Origin of the sequence: Corynebacterium sp. TAE3-ERU16 (genome assembly GCF_019209935.1) — a bacterium.
Classification (GTDB): domain Bacteria; phylum Actinomycetota; class Actinomycetes; order Mycobacteriales; family Mycobacteriaceae; genus Corynebacterium; species Corynebacterium antarcticum.
Window position 1 is genome coordinate 108633 of record NZ_JAHUTN010000010.1, and the last position, 15043, is coordinate 123675.

Here is a 15043-nt window from a genome sequence, read left to right on the forward strand (position 1 = left end):
GGACCGGGCTCTCACAGTGATGCCCGTCCGGTGACCCCCGGGACGTTACGCGTCCCTTGAAACCGTGAGGAGTCCCGACCATGGTCGACCACGCCCGCGCCGCCCGCATGGCCAAGCGCATCCAGATGATTGTCGCGACCGCGATCGAGAACGAGATCAACGACCGGAAGCTGGAACTGATCACGATCACGGACTGCAAGGTGACCGGGGACCTGCACGAGGCGACCGTCTACTACACCGTCCGGGGCGCGACCATCGACGAGGAACCGGACGTCCCCACGGCGGCGGAGGCACTCAAGCGCCACCGGGGTCAACTCCGCAAGATCGTCGGTGACGATCTCGGGGTCCGGTTCACACCGACCCTCGTCTTCGCGCACGACACCGTGCCGCAGGCCGCCAGCCACATGGAACAGCTGCTCGCCAAGGCCCGGGCGCGCGACGAGGAACTGGCGAAACTCCGCGAGAACGCGAAGCCCGTGGGCGACGAGAATCCGTACCGCACCGAGGAGAGCTGATACCGTGGCGGACCCGTTCTTCACAGCCGCCGAGGAACTGATCGATCCGGGGACGGTCTCCACCGCGGTCGTCGTCGGCCACATCCGGCCCGACGCCGACGCGATCGGGAGCGTGTGCGCCACCGTCGCGGTGCTCCGGCGGCGCGGTATCGACGCACGTGGTGTCATCGGCCAGGTCGAACCCATCGCCTCCAATCTCCGCACCATCCCGGGATGTGACGACATTCAGCTGGTGGATCGGCTTCCCGCCGCGGATCTCGTGGTGACGGTGGACTGCGGTGACCTCGGACGCACCGGAACCTGCGCGGAGGGTATCCGCGGTCATGACCGGGTGCTCGTCATCGACCACCACTCATCGAACGAGGGCTTCGGGACCGTCGACGTCATCGACCCGACAGCGGAATCGACGACGGCCATCCTCCACCGGTGGTTCACCCGGTCCGGGGACAGGATCGACCGGGGCGTGGCGCACGCCCTCTACGCGGGTTTGGTCACGGACACCGGGAGCTTCCGCTGGGGCGGCCCCGCGATGCACCTCATGGCGGCTGACCTGATGGAACGCGGTGTCGACACGCGGGCCGTCGCCGTTGATCTCATGGACGCGACCACACCGGGTTCCCTGAAGGTCATCGGCAGGGTTCTCGCCGGTGTGGAGACCCACCCCGACGGCCCCGGTCTGACGGTCCTCACCGCCGACCACGCCACCATCACGGAGACGAATCCCGAGACGATCGAATCGCTCACCGAGTTCATCCGCGCCACCGGGCAGGGGGTGGGGGTGCTGCTCAAGGAGAATCAGCCCGGCATCTGGTCCGTCTCACTGCGATCCACGGACCACGACGTCGCCTCAGTGGCGACGTCACTCGGTGGCGGGGGCCATCTCCTGGCCGCCGGCGCGACGGTCCAGGGAACCAGGGACACGGTCCTTGCGACGGTGCGGGACGCAGTAGCGGGACACTCCCGGTCCCTGTCCGCGCGGGAGAACGGGGCGTGACGGAGACGGAGTCCCGGAAACTGGAGAAGGTCAGCCTCGGTCGGATTCTCGGTCTGGCGCTGCCCGCGCTCGGTGTGCTCGCCGCCACGCCGCTCTATCTTCTCCTCGACACGGCGGTCGTCGGCCGCCTCGGGCAACACGAACTCGCGGCACTCGGTGCGGCGACCACGATCCAGGCGATGGTCACCACACAGCTGACGTTCCTCAGCTACGGGACCACCGCGCGCTCGGCCCGGCTCTACGGAGCCGGAAGGAAGCCGGAGGCCGTCGGTGAGGGCGTCCAGGCGACGTGGGTGGCACTCGCGGTCGGTGCCGTGATCGCGGCGGTGATCCTCGCCGGTGCACCGCGGCTGACCATGTGGCTGGCGGGCGACGCGGTCGTCGCCGCGGAAGCCACGACCTGGCTCCGGGTCGCGGGTGCGGGCATTCCGCTGATCCTGGTGACCATGGCGGGAAACGGTTGGCTGAGGGGGATCCAGAACACGCGGCTGCCGTTGTGGTTCACGCTCGCGGGAGTGCTGCCCTCCGCGGTGCTCGTCCCCTACCTGGTCGGTCACCTCGGCATCGTCGGCTCCGCGTGGGCGAATCTCACCGGCGAGTCGATCACCGCCGTCCTCTTCCTCATCTGTCTCGCCCGGATGCACGGGGGCAACTGGCGCCCGGAGCCGGGGATCATGCGCAAACAGCTGGTCATGGGGCGTGATCTCATCGCCCGCTCCCTGTCCTTCCAGGTCGCGTTCATCTCCGCGGCGGCGGTGGCGGCCCGGTTCGGGGCGGCGTCTCTCGCCGCGCACCAGGTGCTGCTGCAGCTGTGGAACTTCATCTCCCTCGTCCTGGATTCCCTCGCGATCGCGGCCCAGGCCCTGACGGGCGCCGCCCTCGGAGCCGGAACCTCCGGGCTCGCGCGACGGGTGGGTACCCGGGTGACCGTGTTCTCCTGCGGTCTCGCGGTGGTACTGGCCGTGGTGTTCGCGCTCGGGCACTCCATCATCCCGGGGCTATTCACCACCGACGGTGAAACCCTCGCGACCATGGTCGGGCCGTGGTGGCTGATGGTCGGGATGATCGTCGCCGGGGGCGTGGTGTTCGCGCTCGACGGGGTCCTGCTCGGTGCCGGGGATGTCGCCTATCTGCGGAACGCGACGATCGCCTCGGTGATGGCCGGTTTCGTTCCCGGGGTCTGGCTCGCGCTGTTCACGGGAACCGGACTCACCGGAGTCTGGTGCGGACTCGCCGCCTTCATGGTGCTGCGCCTCGGGTTCGTCGCGTGGCGGTTCCGTTCGATGCGCTGGGCCCGGGGGAGTGCCCCAGCGGGCCGCGAAGAAGGGGACCGTGCCAGCACGGGTGCGGCATAATGAATCGCATGTCCCAGACCCCCAGTGCGCCCGGCGTCCCCGACGCCCCGGGAAGAGTGACGCAGACACTGTGGGCCGTCGCTGATCTGCACGGCGCGGTGAAGGACAACGGGGAGATGATCGACTCCATCCAGCCACGGGACTCCTCCGACTGGCTGATCGTCGCCGGTGACGTGGCCGAGCGCACCGAGCTCGTGCTGCAGATCCTCAACCGGCTCCGTAAACGCTTCGCGTGCGTGATCTGGGTTCCGGGGAACCACGAGTTGTTCTCCCGTTCCACCGACAGGCACCAGGGGCGGGCCAAGTACGAGGAGCTGGTGGCCGGATGCCGGAGGATCGACGTCCTGACCCCGGAGGATCCGTACCCGGTGTTCGACGGCGTCACCGTCGTTCCCCTGTTCACCCTCTACGACTACTCGTTCCGCAAGACCGGGTACACGGTGGAACAGGCGGTGCAGGCCGCCCACGACCGCCAGGTCGTGATGACCGATCAGTTCGCCATCGCCCCCTTCGTCGATATCCGGGCGTGGTGCTGGGACCGCCTGGCCTACTCGATCAAACGGCTCAGCAAGGTCGATGGTCCGACCGTCCTGGTCAACCACTGGCCCCTGATCATCGAACCGGTGAAGAAGATGGCCTTCCCGGAACTGTCACTCTGGTGCGGTACCCGGCACACCCGCACCTGGGCACAGAGATACGGCGCCCGGGCCGTGGTCTACGGGCATCTGCACACCCCCGGAATCACGGTCATCGACGGGATCCCGCACATAGAGGTCTCACTCGGCTACCCACGGGAGTGGAACCGGCACCTGTCGGGGGAGTGGACCTGGCCCTATCCGGTGATGGAGGTGCGGGATGCTTGACGGTACCCTGTTCCCGAACTCCGCGAGATTCTGCTGGGTCAAGACCGAGGTGGGGGTGAATGACCTCACCAACTTCAACGGACTGCATCCCCTCGAGAAAGCCCTGGTGGCGCACGCTCTCGATGTTCGGAAAGCTGAGTTCGGTGACGCCCGTTGGTGTGCGCACCGTGCACTCGAACAACTCGGACGGGAGACGGGGGCGCCGATCCTGCGCGGCGAGCGGGGTATGCCCCTGCTCCCACCGGCCGTTTCCGGTTCACTCACGCACACCGAGGGTTTCCGTGCGGCGGTGGTCGCGCCGTCCCTGCTCATCCGGTCGATGGGAATCGACGCGGAACCCGCCGAGGCGCTCCCGGAGGGGATCCTCAGTTCGATCGCCCGGGAGGGCGAGCTGCCCCAGCTGGAGAAGTTCCGCGACGCGGGGATCGAGGGTGCGGACCGCCTGCTGTTCTGCGCGAAGGAGGCCACCTACAAGGCGTGGTTCCCGCTGACGCACCGGTGGCTGGGCTTCGAGCAGGCGGAGGTCGATCTGCGCCTCGACGGTACCTTCGTGTCCTATCTGCTGGTCCGTCCGACACCGGTGCCGTTCATCTCCGGAAGGTGGTTGATACGGGACGGCTACGTCATCGCCACGACGGCGATCACCTAGGTGTCGGTCAGAGGGTCGACGGACGTGCGACGAACACCGTGGCCAGGCGTTTGCGGCCCTCCTTCACCAGTGCCACCGCCCGCCCGTCGGGCGTGACCGCCGCGTGCACGCCCGACAGACCGCGGGGCTCCAGCCATTTACCCATCGCGAGTGCGGCACCCTCGTCATCGGTGACCTCGAGGACCGGGAAGGATGCGGCGAGCGCCTCGTCGAGGCTCAATGACAGCTCCGGCCGGTCCATGATCTCCGCCAGGGGGCGGGCACGGCCGATGGCGAACGGCCCAACCGACGTACGCCGGAGCGCGGTGAGGTGGCCTCCGACCCCGAGCGCCTCCCCGAGGTCGCGAGCCAGGGAACGGATGTAGGTACCGGACGAACAGAGAACATCGATGTCTATGTCGACGTGGTCCGCACCACGGCGGAGGTCGGTGACCTCGAGTCGGTGGACGGTCACCGGTCGGGCCGGAATCTCGACCGTCTCTCCCGCACGGACCCGTTCATGCGCCCGTTTACCGTCGATCTTGATCGCACTCACCGCGCTCGGCTTCTGCATGATCTCCCCCCGCAGGTCACCGAGTGCCGTGGTGATCTCCGCGTCATCGAGCCGGGCAACCGCACCTGCCGGGGCGGACGAGACCACCTCGCCCTCAGCGTCGTCCGTCGATGTCGAGGCGCCGAGCCGGATCGTGCCCGTGTAGGACTTCGTCTCGGCCACCAGATGGGCCAGGAAACGGGTGCCGCGCCCGATGCCGACCACCAGTACCCCCGTGGCCATCGGATCGAGGGTTCCCGCGTGCCCGACCTTCCTGGTGCCGAAGGCCCGACGGAGGCGGGCGATCACATCGTGCGAGGTCAGGCCCGCGGGTTTGTCCACGACGACGAGTCCGGATGTGGCGAGGGGATCAGTCATGCGGCCAGTTTAGGCGATCACGTAACCTGTACCGGTGGACATTTGGCACGGACTGGAGCAGATACCCGCCGACCTAGAGGGCTCGGTGGTCACCATCGGTGTGTTCGACGGAGTTCACCGGGGGCATCGGAGGCTCATCGGAGCGGCCACCCGGCGGGCCCGGGAGCTCGGCGTTCCCGCGGTCCTCATGACCTTCGACCCCCATCCGATGTCGGTTTTCGCGCCCGAGAAGCTGCCTCCGAGGCTCGGTACGGTGACCACCCGGGCCGATCTCGCCCGGGAGCTCGGTGTGGACCACATGCTCGTCGTCCCGTTCACAGCGAGCATGGCGAAGCAGTCGCCGGAGGACTTCGTCGACCGCGTCCTGGCCGGGAAGCTGAAGGCCGTCGCCGTCGTGGTGGGGGAGAACTTCACCTTCGGTCACCGGGCTGCCGGCAACACCGGCACCCTCCGCGAGCTCGGTTCCGGACGCGGTATCGAGGTGGACGTCCAGGGTCTGCTCACCGAGGACGGGACGACCATCTCATCCTCGGTCATCCGGGGCCTGCTGCGCGAGGGGGATGTGGCCCGGGCGAACTGGGCGCTCGGGCGGCCCTTCCGGCTGTCCGGTGAGGTCGTCCGGGGTGCTGGCCGGGGCGGCCGGGAGCTCGGCTACCCTACCGCCAACCTCTACTTCCCGGACGCCGTCGCCGTTCCAGCGGACGGGGTGTACTGCGGCTGGTTCACGGTCACCGACGATCCCGACGCGGGTCCGCTGGAGGGCGACATGGTGCCCGGAACCCGGTACATCACCGCGATCTCAGTCGGCACGAATCCGACCTTCGGCGATGAACGGCGTAGCGTCGAGGCCTTCGTCCTGGACCGGGAGGCGGATCTCTACGGCAGGCACTGCGAGATCGAGTTCATCGACCATCTGCGGGGCATGGAGAAGTTCGACGGAGTTGATGATCTCCTCACCGCCATGGACCGTGACGTCCGGCGGACCCGCCGGATCATGGCACCGCACCAGTCGGTTGAGTGAGATCGACGACGTTCGTGCTATAGTGTTGCGAGGTTTGTGACTGCGGTCCACAGCAGTCGCTCCCCGTGTGCGGGACATGCCCGTGATCCGGTCAATCCCGGAGATCGACGAGGTCGGGCACACGGAATTTTCATGTGGACTGAAATTATGTAAGAGGAGAATACTCCGTGGCACTTTCCACCGAGAAGAAGAAGGCGATCCTGGCCGAGTTCGGCCTGCACGAGTCCGACACCGGTTCGCCGGAGGCTCAGATCGCACTGCTGACGACCCGCATCCGTGAGCTCACCGAGCACCTCAAGTTCCACAAGCACGACCACCACTCCCGCCGCGGCCTTCTCCTCATGGTCGGTCGCCGTCGTGGCCTGCTGAAGTACCTCAAGGAGAACAACGTCGATCGCTACCGTGATCTGATCTCCCGTCTGGGCCTGCGTCGCTAAGGCCTTTCTCCACGAAAAAGCCGTCCTCCTTTCCCGGGGGGCGGCTTTCGCGTTCCCCGGTCCCCGCGCCCACCACACGAGGGGTGGAAGAGGCGGTGGTGCCCCGGAATTGGCGGCACACCGAAAACTTTGTTCTGTGGTCCGAAAAGGCGCCGGGCCTGCGGTGCAGTCCCGGTTCGGCTTCGGTGGGCGCCGTCCGTCACCGGTGCTGCCGCACGTGAACTGGTACTCTGGTGCGGAGCCTTCCACGAAGAAGACATGAACGGCGGCACCGAAGATCGCCGAGCAGAAGGCTGAGAAAAGGAGAACTCGCTTGCGCGACGTTACTATCACCAATGACACCGAATTCGGAATCGTCGAGGCCACCGCCACGATCGATAACGGCGATTTCGGTACCCGCACCATTCGCCTCGAGACGGGCCAGCTGGCCCGCCAGGCAGGTGGATCAGTCACCGCGTACCTCGATGAGGGCACGATGCTGCTGGCCACCACCACCGCCTCCAGCAATCCCCGGGAGGGATTCGACTTCTTCCCGCTGACGGTCGATGTCGAGGAGCGCATGTACGCCGCCGGGCGGATTCCCGGCTCCTTCTTCCGCAGGGAGGGACGCCCCTCCACCGAGGCCGTCCTGGCCTGCCGTCTGATCGACCGCCCGCTGCGCCCGACCTTCGTCAAGGGACTGCGCAACGAGGTCCAGTGCGTGATCACCGTCCTGTCGATGGATCCGAAGGACATGTACGACGTCGTGGCGATCAACGCCGCGTCCGCCGCCACCCAGCTCTCCGGTCTGCCGGTGTCCGGCCCCGTCGGTGGTGTCCGGATGGCGCTCGTCGTCGACGAGAAGCACCCGAAGGGTCAGTGGGTCGCGTTCCCGACCGACGAGCAGCACGCCCAGGCACTGTTCGAGATCGTCGTCGCGGGACGCATCGTCCCCGGTAGGAAGGGGGGAGATGAGGGCGACGATGTGGCGATCATGATGGTCGAGGCCGGAGCCACCGAGAACGTCATCGCCCGGGTCGCCGAGGGCGCACCCGCCCCGACTGAATCCGTCGTCGCCGAGGGGCTCGAGGCGGCGAAGCCCTTCATCGAGAAGCTCTGCGAGGCCCAGCGTTTGCTGGCCAGGGAAGCGGCCAAGGAGACCCAGGAGTTCCCGCTCTTCCCGCCCTACACCGACGACGTGTACGCCGCTGTGGAGAAGAAGGCCAAGTCCAAGCTGACCAAGCTGATGTCCATCGCAGGCAAGCAGGACCGCGACGACGCAACAAACGAGCACATGGCCGAGATCGAGGCCGCGCTCATCGAGGAGTTCCCGGAGCGCGGCAAGGAGATCCGCAACGCCTACAACGCGGTGATGAAGGCCGTCGTCCGGCACCGCATCCTCACGGACCACTTCCGCATCGACGGCCGTGGCATCACCGACATCCGTGATCTCGGCGTCGAGGTCGACCTCATTCCGCGCGCGCACGGTTCCTCGCTCTTCGAGCGCGGTGAGACGCAGATCCTCGGTGTCACCACCCTGGACATGCTGAAGATGGAGCAGCATATCGACTCGCTGTCGCCCGTCGACCACAAGCGCTACATGCACCACTACAACTTCCCGCCGTACTCCGTCGGTGAGACCGGACGCGTCGGTTCCCCGAAGCGCCGCGAAATCGGCCACGGCGCGCTCGCCGAGCGCGCCGTCCTGCCGGTGCTCCCGACCCGTGAGGAGTTCCCGTACTCGATCCGTCAGGTGTCCGAGGCCCTCGGCTCCAACGGCTCGACCTCGATGGGTTCCGTCTGTGCGTCGACGCTGTCGCTCTACAACGCCGGTGTTCCACTGAAGGCCCCCGTCGCCGGTATCGCCATGGGGCTCGTGTCCGACGAGGTCGACGGAGAGACCCGCTACGTGGCGCTCACCGACATCCTCGGTGCCGAGGACGCGTTCGGTGACATGGACTTCAAGGTCGCCGGCACGGAGGACTTCATCACGGCCCTCCAGCTCGACACGAAGCTCGACGGCATCCCGTCCGAGGTTCTCGCCGGTGCGCTGTCCCAGGCCCGGGACGCCCGCCTGGCGATCCTCGAGACCATGTCCGAGGTCATCGACGGCCCCGACGAGATGAGCGCACTCGCGCCCCGCATCGTCACGGTGACAGTGCCGCAGTCCAAGATCGGTGAGGTCATCGGCCCGAAGGGCAAGACCATCAACTCGATCACCGAGGACACCGGCGCGAACATCTCCATCGAGGATGACGGCACCATCTACGTGTCCGCGTTCTCCGGGGAGGCCGCGGACGCCGCGATCGAGAAGATCAACTCCATCGCGAACCCGCAGATGCCGAAGGTCGGGGAGCGGTTCCTCGGAACCGTCGTCAAGACCACCAACTTCGGTGCCTTCGTCTCCCTGCTCCCGGGCCGTGACGGGCTCGTCCACATCTCCAAGCTGGGCGGCAAGAAGCGGATCGAACGCGTCGAGGACGTCGTCAACGTCGGCGACAAGATCCAGGTCGAGATCCTGGACATCGACAACCGGGGGAAGATCTCCCTCGCCCCCGTCGAGGAAGACACCGCGGAGTAGTCACCACCCCGGCGACGACGCCGACCTGAGCCACCGCCCCGGGCGGCGGATTCCCGAAGGAATTCGCTCCGCCCGGGTCGGTGGCTCAGCGCATTCCCGGAGTACCCGGCCGGTACCCGGATCCGGTGGCGCCGGTGTCACCCACAGTGGCGCACCCCGGCAGGAACCGGTCGGCCGCGGTGCCTACACTGGACCCGGGAGCACGGTGTGCCGACGCCCGGGACAACGTCACCGGCGCCGGTCCGGCCCTCCTGACATTGGGAACAGCATTTGAGGAGTAGATATGGCAGACAGCGGATTCAGCAGGGTGGGAGTTCTCGGGGCCGGCGGTCGCGTCGGACAGGCGGTCGTCGAGGGGATCCGGGACGCGGCGGACCTCGAACTCGTCGCGGAGATCGACCGGGATGACGACCTCGGTGCACTCGTCGACGCCGGTGCGCAGGTCATCGTCGACTTCACCGCGCCCTCCGCCGTGATGGCGAACCTCGAGTTCTGCATCGGCAACGGGATCTCGTGTGTCGTCGGGACGACGGGCTTCACCCCGGAGCGCCTGGATCAGGTGCGCAGGTGGATCGCCGATTCGGAGCACGAGGGCGTCGGCGTCCTCATCGCCCCGAACTTCGCGATCTCCGCCGTGCTGACCATGGAGTTCGCGAAACAGGCGGCCAGGTTCTTCGAATCCGCGGAGGTCGTCGAGTACCACCACCCGAACAAGCTCGACGCCCCCTCCGGCACCGCGATCCACACGGCCGAGGGCATCGCCGCAGCCCGTCGGGACGCGGATCTGGGCGCGCAGCCCGACGCGACCGAACAGTCCCTGGACGGTGCCAGGGGAGCGGATGTCGACGGGGTCAGGGTCCACGCGGTGAGGATGACCGGAATGGTCGCTCACGAGGAGGTCATCTTCGGTTCCCGGGGACAGTCACTGACCATCCGACAGGACTCCTACGACCGGACGAGCTTCGTTCCCGGCGTCCTGGTCGGCGTCCGGCGGATCCATGAGTTCCCCGGCCTCACCGTCGGGCTCGAGAACTACCTCGATCTCTGATCCCGCCCCGTCCACCGACACACCCGAATCAACCGAGGAGACACGTTCCGTGGCCCGACCCGTGGATCTGAAGGTGCAGCTGATCGCGCACACCACCTTCACACCGCCCGAGGACATCGACTGGGAGACAGACGCCGCCGACGGCGAGGCTCTCGCCGAGTTCGCCGGACGCGCCTGCTACGAGACGTTCGACAAACCGAACCCACGCACCGCGTCCAACGCGGCGTACCTGCGGCACATCATGGAGGTCGGGCACACCGCCCTGTTCGAGCATTCGAGTGCCACCATCTACATCCGGGGTATCTCGCGCTCCGCCACCCATGAACTCGTGCGGCACCGGCACTTCTCCTTCTCGCAGCTCTCCCAGCGCTTCGTGCACTCGGAGCAGAGCGAGGTGGTGATTCCGCCCCTCATCGCCGGGGACGAGGAACTCACCCGGCTGTTCATGCAGGGCGTCGACGATGCGCGCTTCACCTTCAACGAACTGCTCACCGCGCTCGAGGAGAAACTCGAGGACGAACCGAACGCCCTGCTCCGCCGCAAACAGGCTCGGCAGGCCGCGCGCGCGGTCCTCCCGAACGCCACGGAGTCGCGCATAGTCGTGACCGGCAACCACCGGGCCTGGCGGCACTTCATCGGCATGCGGGCGACCGAACACGCCGACATCGAGATCCGGACGGTAGCCGTCGAATGCCTCCGGCTGCTCCAGGGGATCGCGCCGACCATCTTCGGGGACTTCGACATCGCCACGCTCTCGGACGGCTCCGAGATGGCGGTCAGTCCGTACGTCACCGACTTCTGAGAGCGGGGACTCCCGGTCGAGTCAGGCGGACCCGCGACGCCGACGACACACGCCGGAGGCACCGCAATGTCCGTCACCCCGGCCAGACCGGGTACCCTCGTAGAACATGAGCACAGGTATGACAGTCAGCACCGGGGCCGAGCACTTCGGTACCGTAGCGGTTGCCATGGTCACCCCGTTCGACCGCAACGGTGACCTCGACACCGCCGCGGGCCGCCGGCTCGCGGCACATCTCGTCGCCGAGGGGTGCGACGCCCTCGTTCTGGCCGGTACGACCGGCGAGTCCCCGACGACGACCACTGACGAGAAGCTCACCCTGCTGCGCGAGGTCAAGGCCGAGGTCGGTGACCGCGCGAAGATCATCGCCGGCGCCGGCACCTACGACACCGCGGCGTCGGTCGCACTCGCGAAGGCATCCGCGGATGCCGGGGCTGATTCCCTGCTCGTGGTCACGCCGTACTATTCGAAGCCGACGCAGGAGGGCATCTACCGCCACTTCACCGCCGTCGCCGACGCCACCGATCTGCCGGTGTGCCTGTACGACATTCCGCCCCGTTCGGTTATCCCGATTGAATCTGATACCATTAAACGTCTGGCTGAACATCGCACGATCGTGGCCGTCAAGGACGCCAAGGGCGACCTCGCCGCCGCCACACCCCTGATCGCCGAGACAGGTCTCGCCTGGTACTCGGGAGATGACCCGCTCAACCTCCCCTGGCTGTCGCTGGGGGCCACCGGTTTCATCTCCGTGATCGGGCATGCTGCAGCACGCCAACTGCGTGAGCTGCACACGAGTTTCACCGAAGGTGACCTCGTTCGTGCGCGCGCTGTCAACAACAAACTTTCCCCGCTGATCAGAGCCCAGGCACGCCTGGGTGGAGTCAGCTTCTCGAAGGGGGCTCTGCGACTGCAGGGCCTCGACGCCGGAGAACCCCGGCTGCCGCAGATCCCCGTGGATCAGGCGCAGCTCGAGGAACTCCGCACCGATCTAGAACAGGCTGGAGTCCTATAAATATGTCTGACACCCGTAATCGATCCCGGAAGGTCACCCGCAAGGCGGGTCCGCCGGAGGCCCCCGAATTCAAGGCCCCTGAGCAGCCCACCCCCGTAGCCGAAGGCACGGACGGTGACGCCGGAACCGACAACCGGGGCACGAAGAAGTCGGGAGCGAAGTCTCCTAACGGCGACCGTGGCGACCGTGACAACAACCGCGGCGGCGGCAACGACCGGAATTCCGGTGGAAACCGCCGCGGCCGGGGCGGCAACTCCGGCGGCGGATACCGTGGCGGCAACGACCGTTCGCAGGGTAACCGTGGTGACAACAACGACCGTGGTCGCAACGTCGTCAAGTCCATGCAGGGCGCTGACCTGACCCGCCGTCTCCCGGAACCTCCGAAGGCCCCGAAGAACGGCCTGCGCGTCATCGCGCTCGGCGGAATCTCGGAGATCGGCCGCAACATGACGGTCTTCGAGTACAACAACCGCATCCTCATCGTGGACTGCGGCGTGCTCTTCCCGTCCTCCGGTGAGCCAGGCGTCGATCTGATCCTGCCCGACTTCTCGTACCTCGAGGACAAGCTCGACCGCATCGACGCGCTGGTGATCACCCACGGGCACGAGGACCACATCGGTGCGATCCCGTGGCTGCTCAAGATGTGTCCAGATCTGCCGATCGTGGGCTCGAAGTTCACGCTCGCGCTCATCGCCGCGAAGTGTCGCGAACACCGGCTGCGCCCGAAGCTCATCGAGGTCGACCAGGCATCGGAGAAGGATTACGGTCCGTTCAACGTCCGCTTCTTCGCGGTGAACCACTCGATCCCGGACTGCCTCGGTATCGTCCTGAAGACGAAGGCCGGTACGGTCCTGCTCACCGGCGACATCAAACTGGATCAGACGCCCACCGACGGACGTCCGACCGACCTTCCGGCGATCTCCCGCTACGGCGACGAGGGCATCGATCTGTTCCTCTGCGATTCGACGAACGCCACGACGCCCGGCATGTCCGGCTCCGAGTCCGACATCGCCCCGACCCTGCGTCGTCTGATCGGCGAGGCCAAGCAGCGGGTCATCCTCGCGTCCTTCGCCTCGAACGTCTACCGCGTCCAGGCGGCCGTGGATGCCGCCGTCGCCACCGGCCGCAAGGTCGCCTTCAACGGTCGTTCGATGATCCGCAACATGGAGATCGCCGAGAAGCTCGGCTACCTGAAGGCGCCCAAGGGCACCTTCATCAGCATGGATGAAGCGGGCCGCATGGCCCCGCACAAGGTCATGCTGATCACCACCGGCACCCAGGGCGAGCCCATGGCCGCGCTGTCCCGCATGGCGCGTCGTGAGCACCGTCAGGTCACCGTCCGTGACGGCGACCTGATCATCCTCTCCTCCTCGCTGGTCCCCGGCAACGAGGAGGCCGTCTTCGGCGTCATCAACATGCTCGCGCAGATCGGGGCGACAGTCATCACCGGCAAGGACGCCAAGGTCCACACCTCCGGTCACGGCTACGCAGGGGAGCTTCTCTTCCTCTACAACGCCGTCCGCCCGAAGAACGCGATGCCGGTCCACGGTGAGTGGCGCCACCTCCGCGCCAACAAGGAACTCGCCGTCTCCACCGGCGTCGACCGCGAGCGTGTCATGCTCGCCCAGAACGGCGTCGTCGTCGACCTCGTCGACGGCAGGGCCGAGGTCGTCGGTCAGATCCCGATCGGCAACCTCTACGTCGACGGTGTCACCATGGGTGACATCGACGACGAGGTCCTCGCCGACCGCACCGAGATGGGCGAAGGTGGCCTCATCTCCATCACCGTCGTCATCGACAACCGCACCGGCCGACCGCTGGAGCGCCCGACGGTCCAGGCCAAGGGCTTCTCCGAGGACGCGAAGGCCATGATGCCGGAGATCACCGAACTGGTCGACAACACGATGCGCCAGCTCGCCGGCGAAGGCGAGAACGACCCCTACCGCATGGTCCGTCAGCTGCGCCGCAAGGTGTCGCGCTTCGTCGAGCAGAAGTGGCGCCGTAAGCCGATGGTCATCCCGACCGTCGTGCCGATGAGCTCGGACAGCCACAATCCGGTCCCGGATGAGGCCGTACGCCGGGCCCGAGAGACCCGCTGACCTCACGTACCCGCATCAACGACATGGCCCCGGCCCGGTCGAATCGGTTCACTGAACCGGTACGACTAGGCTGGGGCCATGACTTTCGCCGCATCCGAACGGGCCGCACTCGGCTCGCTCCTCCTCGAACTCGGGCCTGACGCCCCAACCCTCTGCGAGGGCTGGAGCACGAGAGACATGGCGGTTCACCTGCTCGTCCGGGAAACGCGCCCCGATGCGGCGGCGGGGATGTTCGTCCCGGCGCTCCGCGGTCATCTCCGTTCCGTCAGCGAGCAGGTCGGATCACGTGACTACGCGGACATCGTTCGCGAATGGGCGTCCGGACCGCCACGACTCAGCCCACTGCGGTTTCTCGACGCCCAGTTGAATGCCGGGGAGCACTTCATCCACCACGAGGATGTGCGGCGTGCCCGTGAAGGTCGGGCGCCGCGGGCAATCGGTCCCGACGATACTCGGGTCCTGCTGGCCGTTCTGCGGCGGTTCGGTTCCCGACTGCTCCGGGGTTCGGAATGCCCGGTGATCCTCGATCCCGACGGAGCTCCGTCCATCGTCGCGGCGGAGCGCCGTGGTGTCGCCAGCCGCGGATCGGACGTCGTCCGAGTGTCCGGTGCCACGGGCGAGCTCCTGTTGTTCTGTTTCGGCAGAACCGAGGTGGTTGTGACGGTGACCGGTGATCGGGACAGGATCCGGTTCACGAGTATCTGAGGGGCTGCGGTGTGACGGGGGAGGGGAGCGGTGGCCTTCTCGCCCGCGCCCCGGTGTGGCATCTGTGACTGGA

Annotated in this window: 14 protein-coding genes; 13 read left to right on the top strand and 1 reads right to left on the bottom strand. The window is 67.1% G+C overall.

Annotated features, from left to right (window positions below; genetic code table 11):
* Nucleotides 1–80 precede the first annotated feature (80 nt).
* The 5 genes from rbfA to KRX55_RS10545 are packed head-to-tail and all read left to right on the top strand — an operon-like array spanning nucleotide 81 to nucleotide 4376.
* Nucleotides 81–515: a 30S ribosome-binding factor RbfA gene (gene rbfA, locus KRX55_RS10525; protein ID WP_200257145.1), complete on the top strand. Its 435-nt coding sequence runs from the start codon at nucleotides 81–83 to the stop codon at nucleotides 513–515.
* Between the two features lie 4 nt (nucleotides 516–519).
* Nucleotides 520–1509, top strand: a complete 990-nt coding sequence (locus tag KRX55_RS10530; RefSeq protein WP_370625830.1) for a DHH family phosphoesterase — start codon at nucleotides 520–522, stop codon at nucleotides 1507–1509.
* The gene (locus KRX55_RS10535) at nucleotides 1506–2864 is read left to right on the top strand and encodes an MATE family efflux transporter (protein ID WP_218407687.1); all 1359 of its coding nucleotides are present in this window, start codon (nucleotides 1506–1508) and stop codon (nucleotides 2862–2864) included. The genes KRX55_RS10530 and KRX55_RS10535 overlap by 4 nt, the downstream gene beginning before the upstream one ends.
* Nucleotides 2865–2920: 56 nt before the next feature.
* Nucleotides 2921–3727 (top strand): metallophosphoesterase family protein, encoded by an 807-nt coding sequence (locus tag KRX55_RS10540; protein WP_218407716.1) that lies wholly within the window; start codon nucleotides 2921–2923, stop codon nucleotides 3725–3727.
* The gene (locus tag KRX55_RS10545) at nucleotides 3720–4376 is read left to right on the top strand and encodes a 4'-phosphopantetheinyl transferase family protein (RefSeq protein ID WP_218407688.1); all 657 of its coding nucleotides are present in this window, start codon (nucleotides 3720–3722) and stop codon (nucleotides 4374–4376) included. The genes KRX55_RS10540 and KRX55_RS10545 overlap by 8 nt, the downstream gene beginning before the upstream one ends.
* 7 nt (nucleotides 4377–4383) lie before the next feature.
* On the opposite strand, the gene truB is transcribed toward KRX55_RS10545, so the two are convergent.
* Entirely contained in the window at nucleotides 4384–5286 is a 903-nt protein-coding gene (gene truB, locus KRX55_RS10550) for a tRNA pseudouridine(55) synthase TruB (RefSeq protein ID WP_218407689.1), read from the bottom strand.
* 34 nt (nucleotides 5287–5320) lie between these two features.
* On the opposite strand from truB, the gene KRX55_RS10555 reads away from it, so the two are divergent.
* From KRX55_RS10555 to KRX55_RS10590, 8 genes are all read left to right on the top strand, one after another.
* Complete coding sequence (locus tag KRX55_RS10555; protein WP_218407690.1) at nucleotides 5321–6307, top strand: bifunctional riboflavin kinase/FAD synthetase; 987 nt, start codon at nucleotides 5321–5323, stop codon at nucleotides 6305–6307.
* A gap of 167 nt (nucleotides 6308–6474) precedes the next feature.
* Nucleotides 6475–6744 carry a 30S ribosomal protein S15 gene (gene rpsO / locus KRX55_RS10560; RefSeq protein WP_200257156.1) on the top strand — a complete coding sequence of 90 codons (270 nt, stop codon included), beginning with the start codon at nucleotides 6475–6477 and terminating at the stop codon, nucleotides 6742–6744.
* Between the two features lie 313 nt (nucleotides 6745–7057).
* Nucleotides 7058–9304 (top strand): polyribonucleotide nucleotidyltransferase, encoded by a 2247-nt coding sequence (locus KRX55_RS10565; protein WP_218407691.1) that lies wholly within the window; start codon nucleotides 7058–7060, stop codon nucleotides 9302–9304.
* A 283-nt stretch (nucleotides 9305–9587) separates the two neighbouring features.
* Entirely contained in the window at nucleotides 9588–10352 is a 765-nt protein-coding gene (gene dapB / locus KRX55_RS10570; RefSeq protein WP_218407692.1) for a 4-hydroxy-tetrahydrodipicolinate reductase, read from the top strand.
* 49 nt (nucleotides 10353–10401) lie between these two features.
* A complete protein-coding gene (gene thyX / locus KRX55_RS10575) occupies nucleotides 10402–11154 on the top strand; it encodes an FAD-dependent thymidylate synthase (protein WP_218407693.1) in 753 nt (250 codons plus the stop codon).
* 106 nt (nucleotides 11155–11260) lie between these two features.
* Entirely contained in the window at nucleotides 11261–12166 is a 906-nt protein-coding gene (gene dapA, locus KRX55_RS10580; RefSeq protein WP_218407694.1) for a 4-hydroxy-tetrahydrodipicolinate synthase, read from the top strand.
* Between the two features lie 2 nt (nucleotides 12167–12168).
* On the top strand, nucleotides 12169–14265 hold the full coding sequence (locus KRX55_RS10585) for a ribonuclease J (protein ID WP_218407695.1): 2097 nt from the start codon (nucleotides 12169–12171) through the stop codon (nucleotides 14263–14265).
* 78 nt (nucleotides 14266–14343) lie between these two features.
* Nucleotides 14344–14970 (top strand): TIGR03085 family metal-binding protein, encoded by a 627-nt coding sequence (locus tag KRX55_RS10590; RefSeq protein WP_218407696.1) that lies wholly within the window; start codon nucleotides 14344–14346, stop codon nucleotides 14968–14970.
* The last annotated feature ends 73 nt before the right edge of the window (nucleotides 14971–15043 follow it).

Excerpts from the sequence above, each read along its gene's own strand:
- KRX55_RS10545 (WP_218407688.1), top strand. The coding sequence starts at position 3,720 with ATGCTTGACGGTACCCTGTTCCCGAACTCCGCGAGATTCTGCTGGGTC.
- KRX55_RS10585 (WP_218407695.1), top strand. The coding sequence starts at position 12,169 with ATGTCTGACACCCGTAATCGATCCCGGAAGGTCACCCGCAAGGCGGGT.
- truB (WP_218407689.1), bottom strand. The coding sequence starts at position 5,286 with ATGACTGATCCCCTCGCCACATCCGGACTCGTCGTCGTGGACAAACCC.
- dapB (WP_218407692.1), top strand. The coding sequence starts at position 9,588 with ATGGCAGACAGCGGATTCAGCAGGGTGGGAGTTCTCGGGGCCGGCGGT.
- KRX55_RS10590 (WP_218407696.1), top strand. The coding sequence starts at position 14,344 with ATGACTTTCGCCGCATCCGAACGGGCCGCACTCGGCTCGCTCCTCCTC.
- rbfA (WP_200257145.1), top strand. The coding sequence starts at position 81 with ATGGTCGACCACGCCCGCGCCGCCCGCATGGCCAAGCGCATCCAGATG.
- dapA (WP_218407694.1), top strand. The coding sequence starts at position 11,261 with ATGAGCACAGGTATGACAGTCAGCACCGGGGCCGAGCACTTCGGTACC.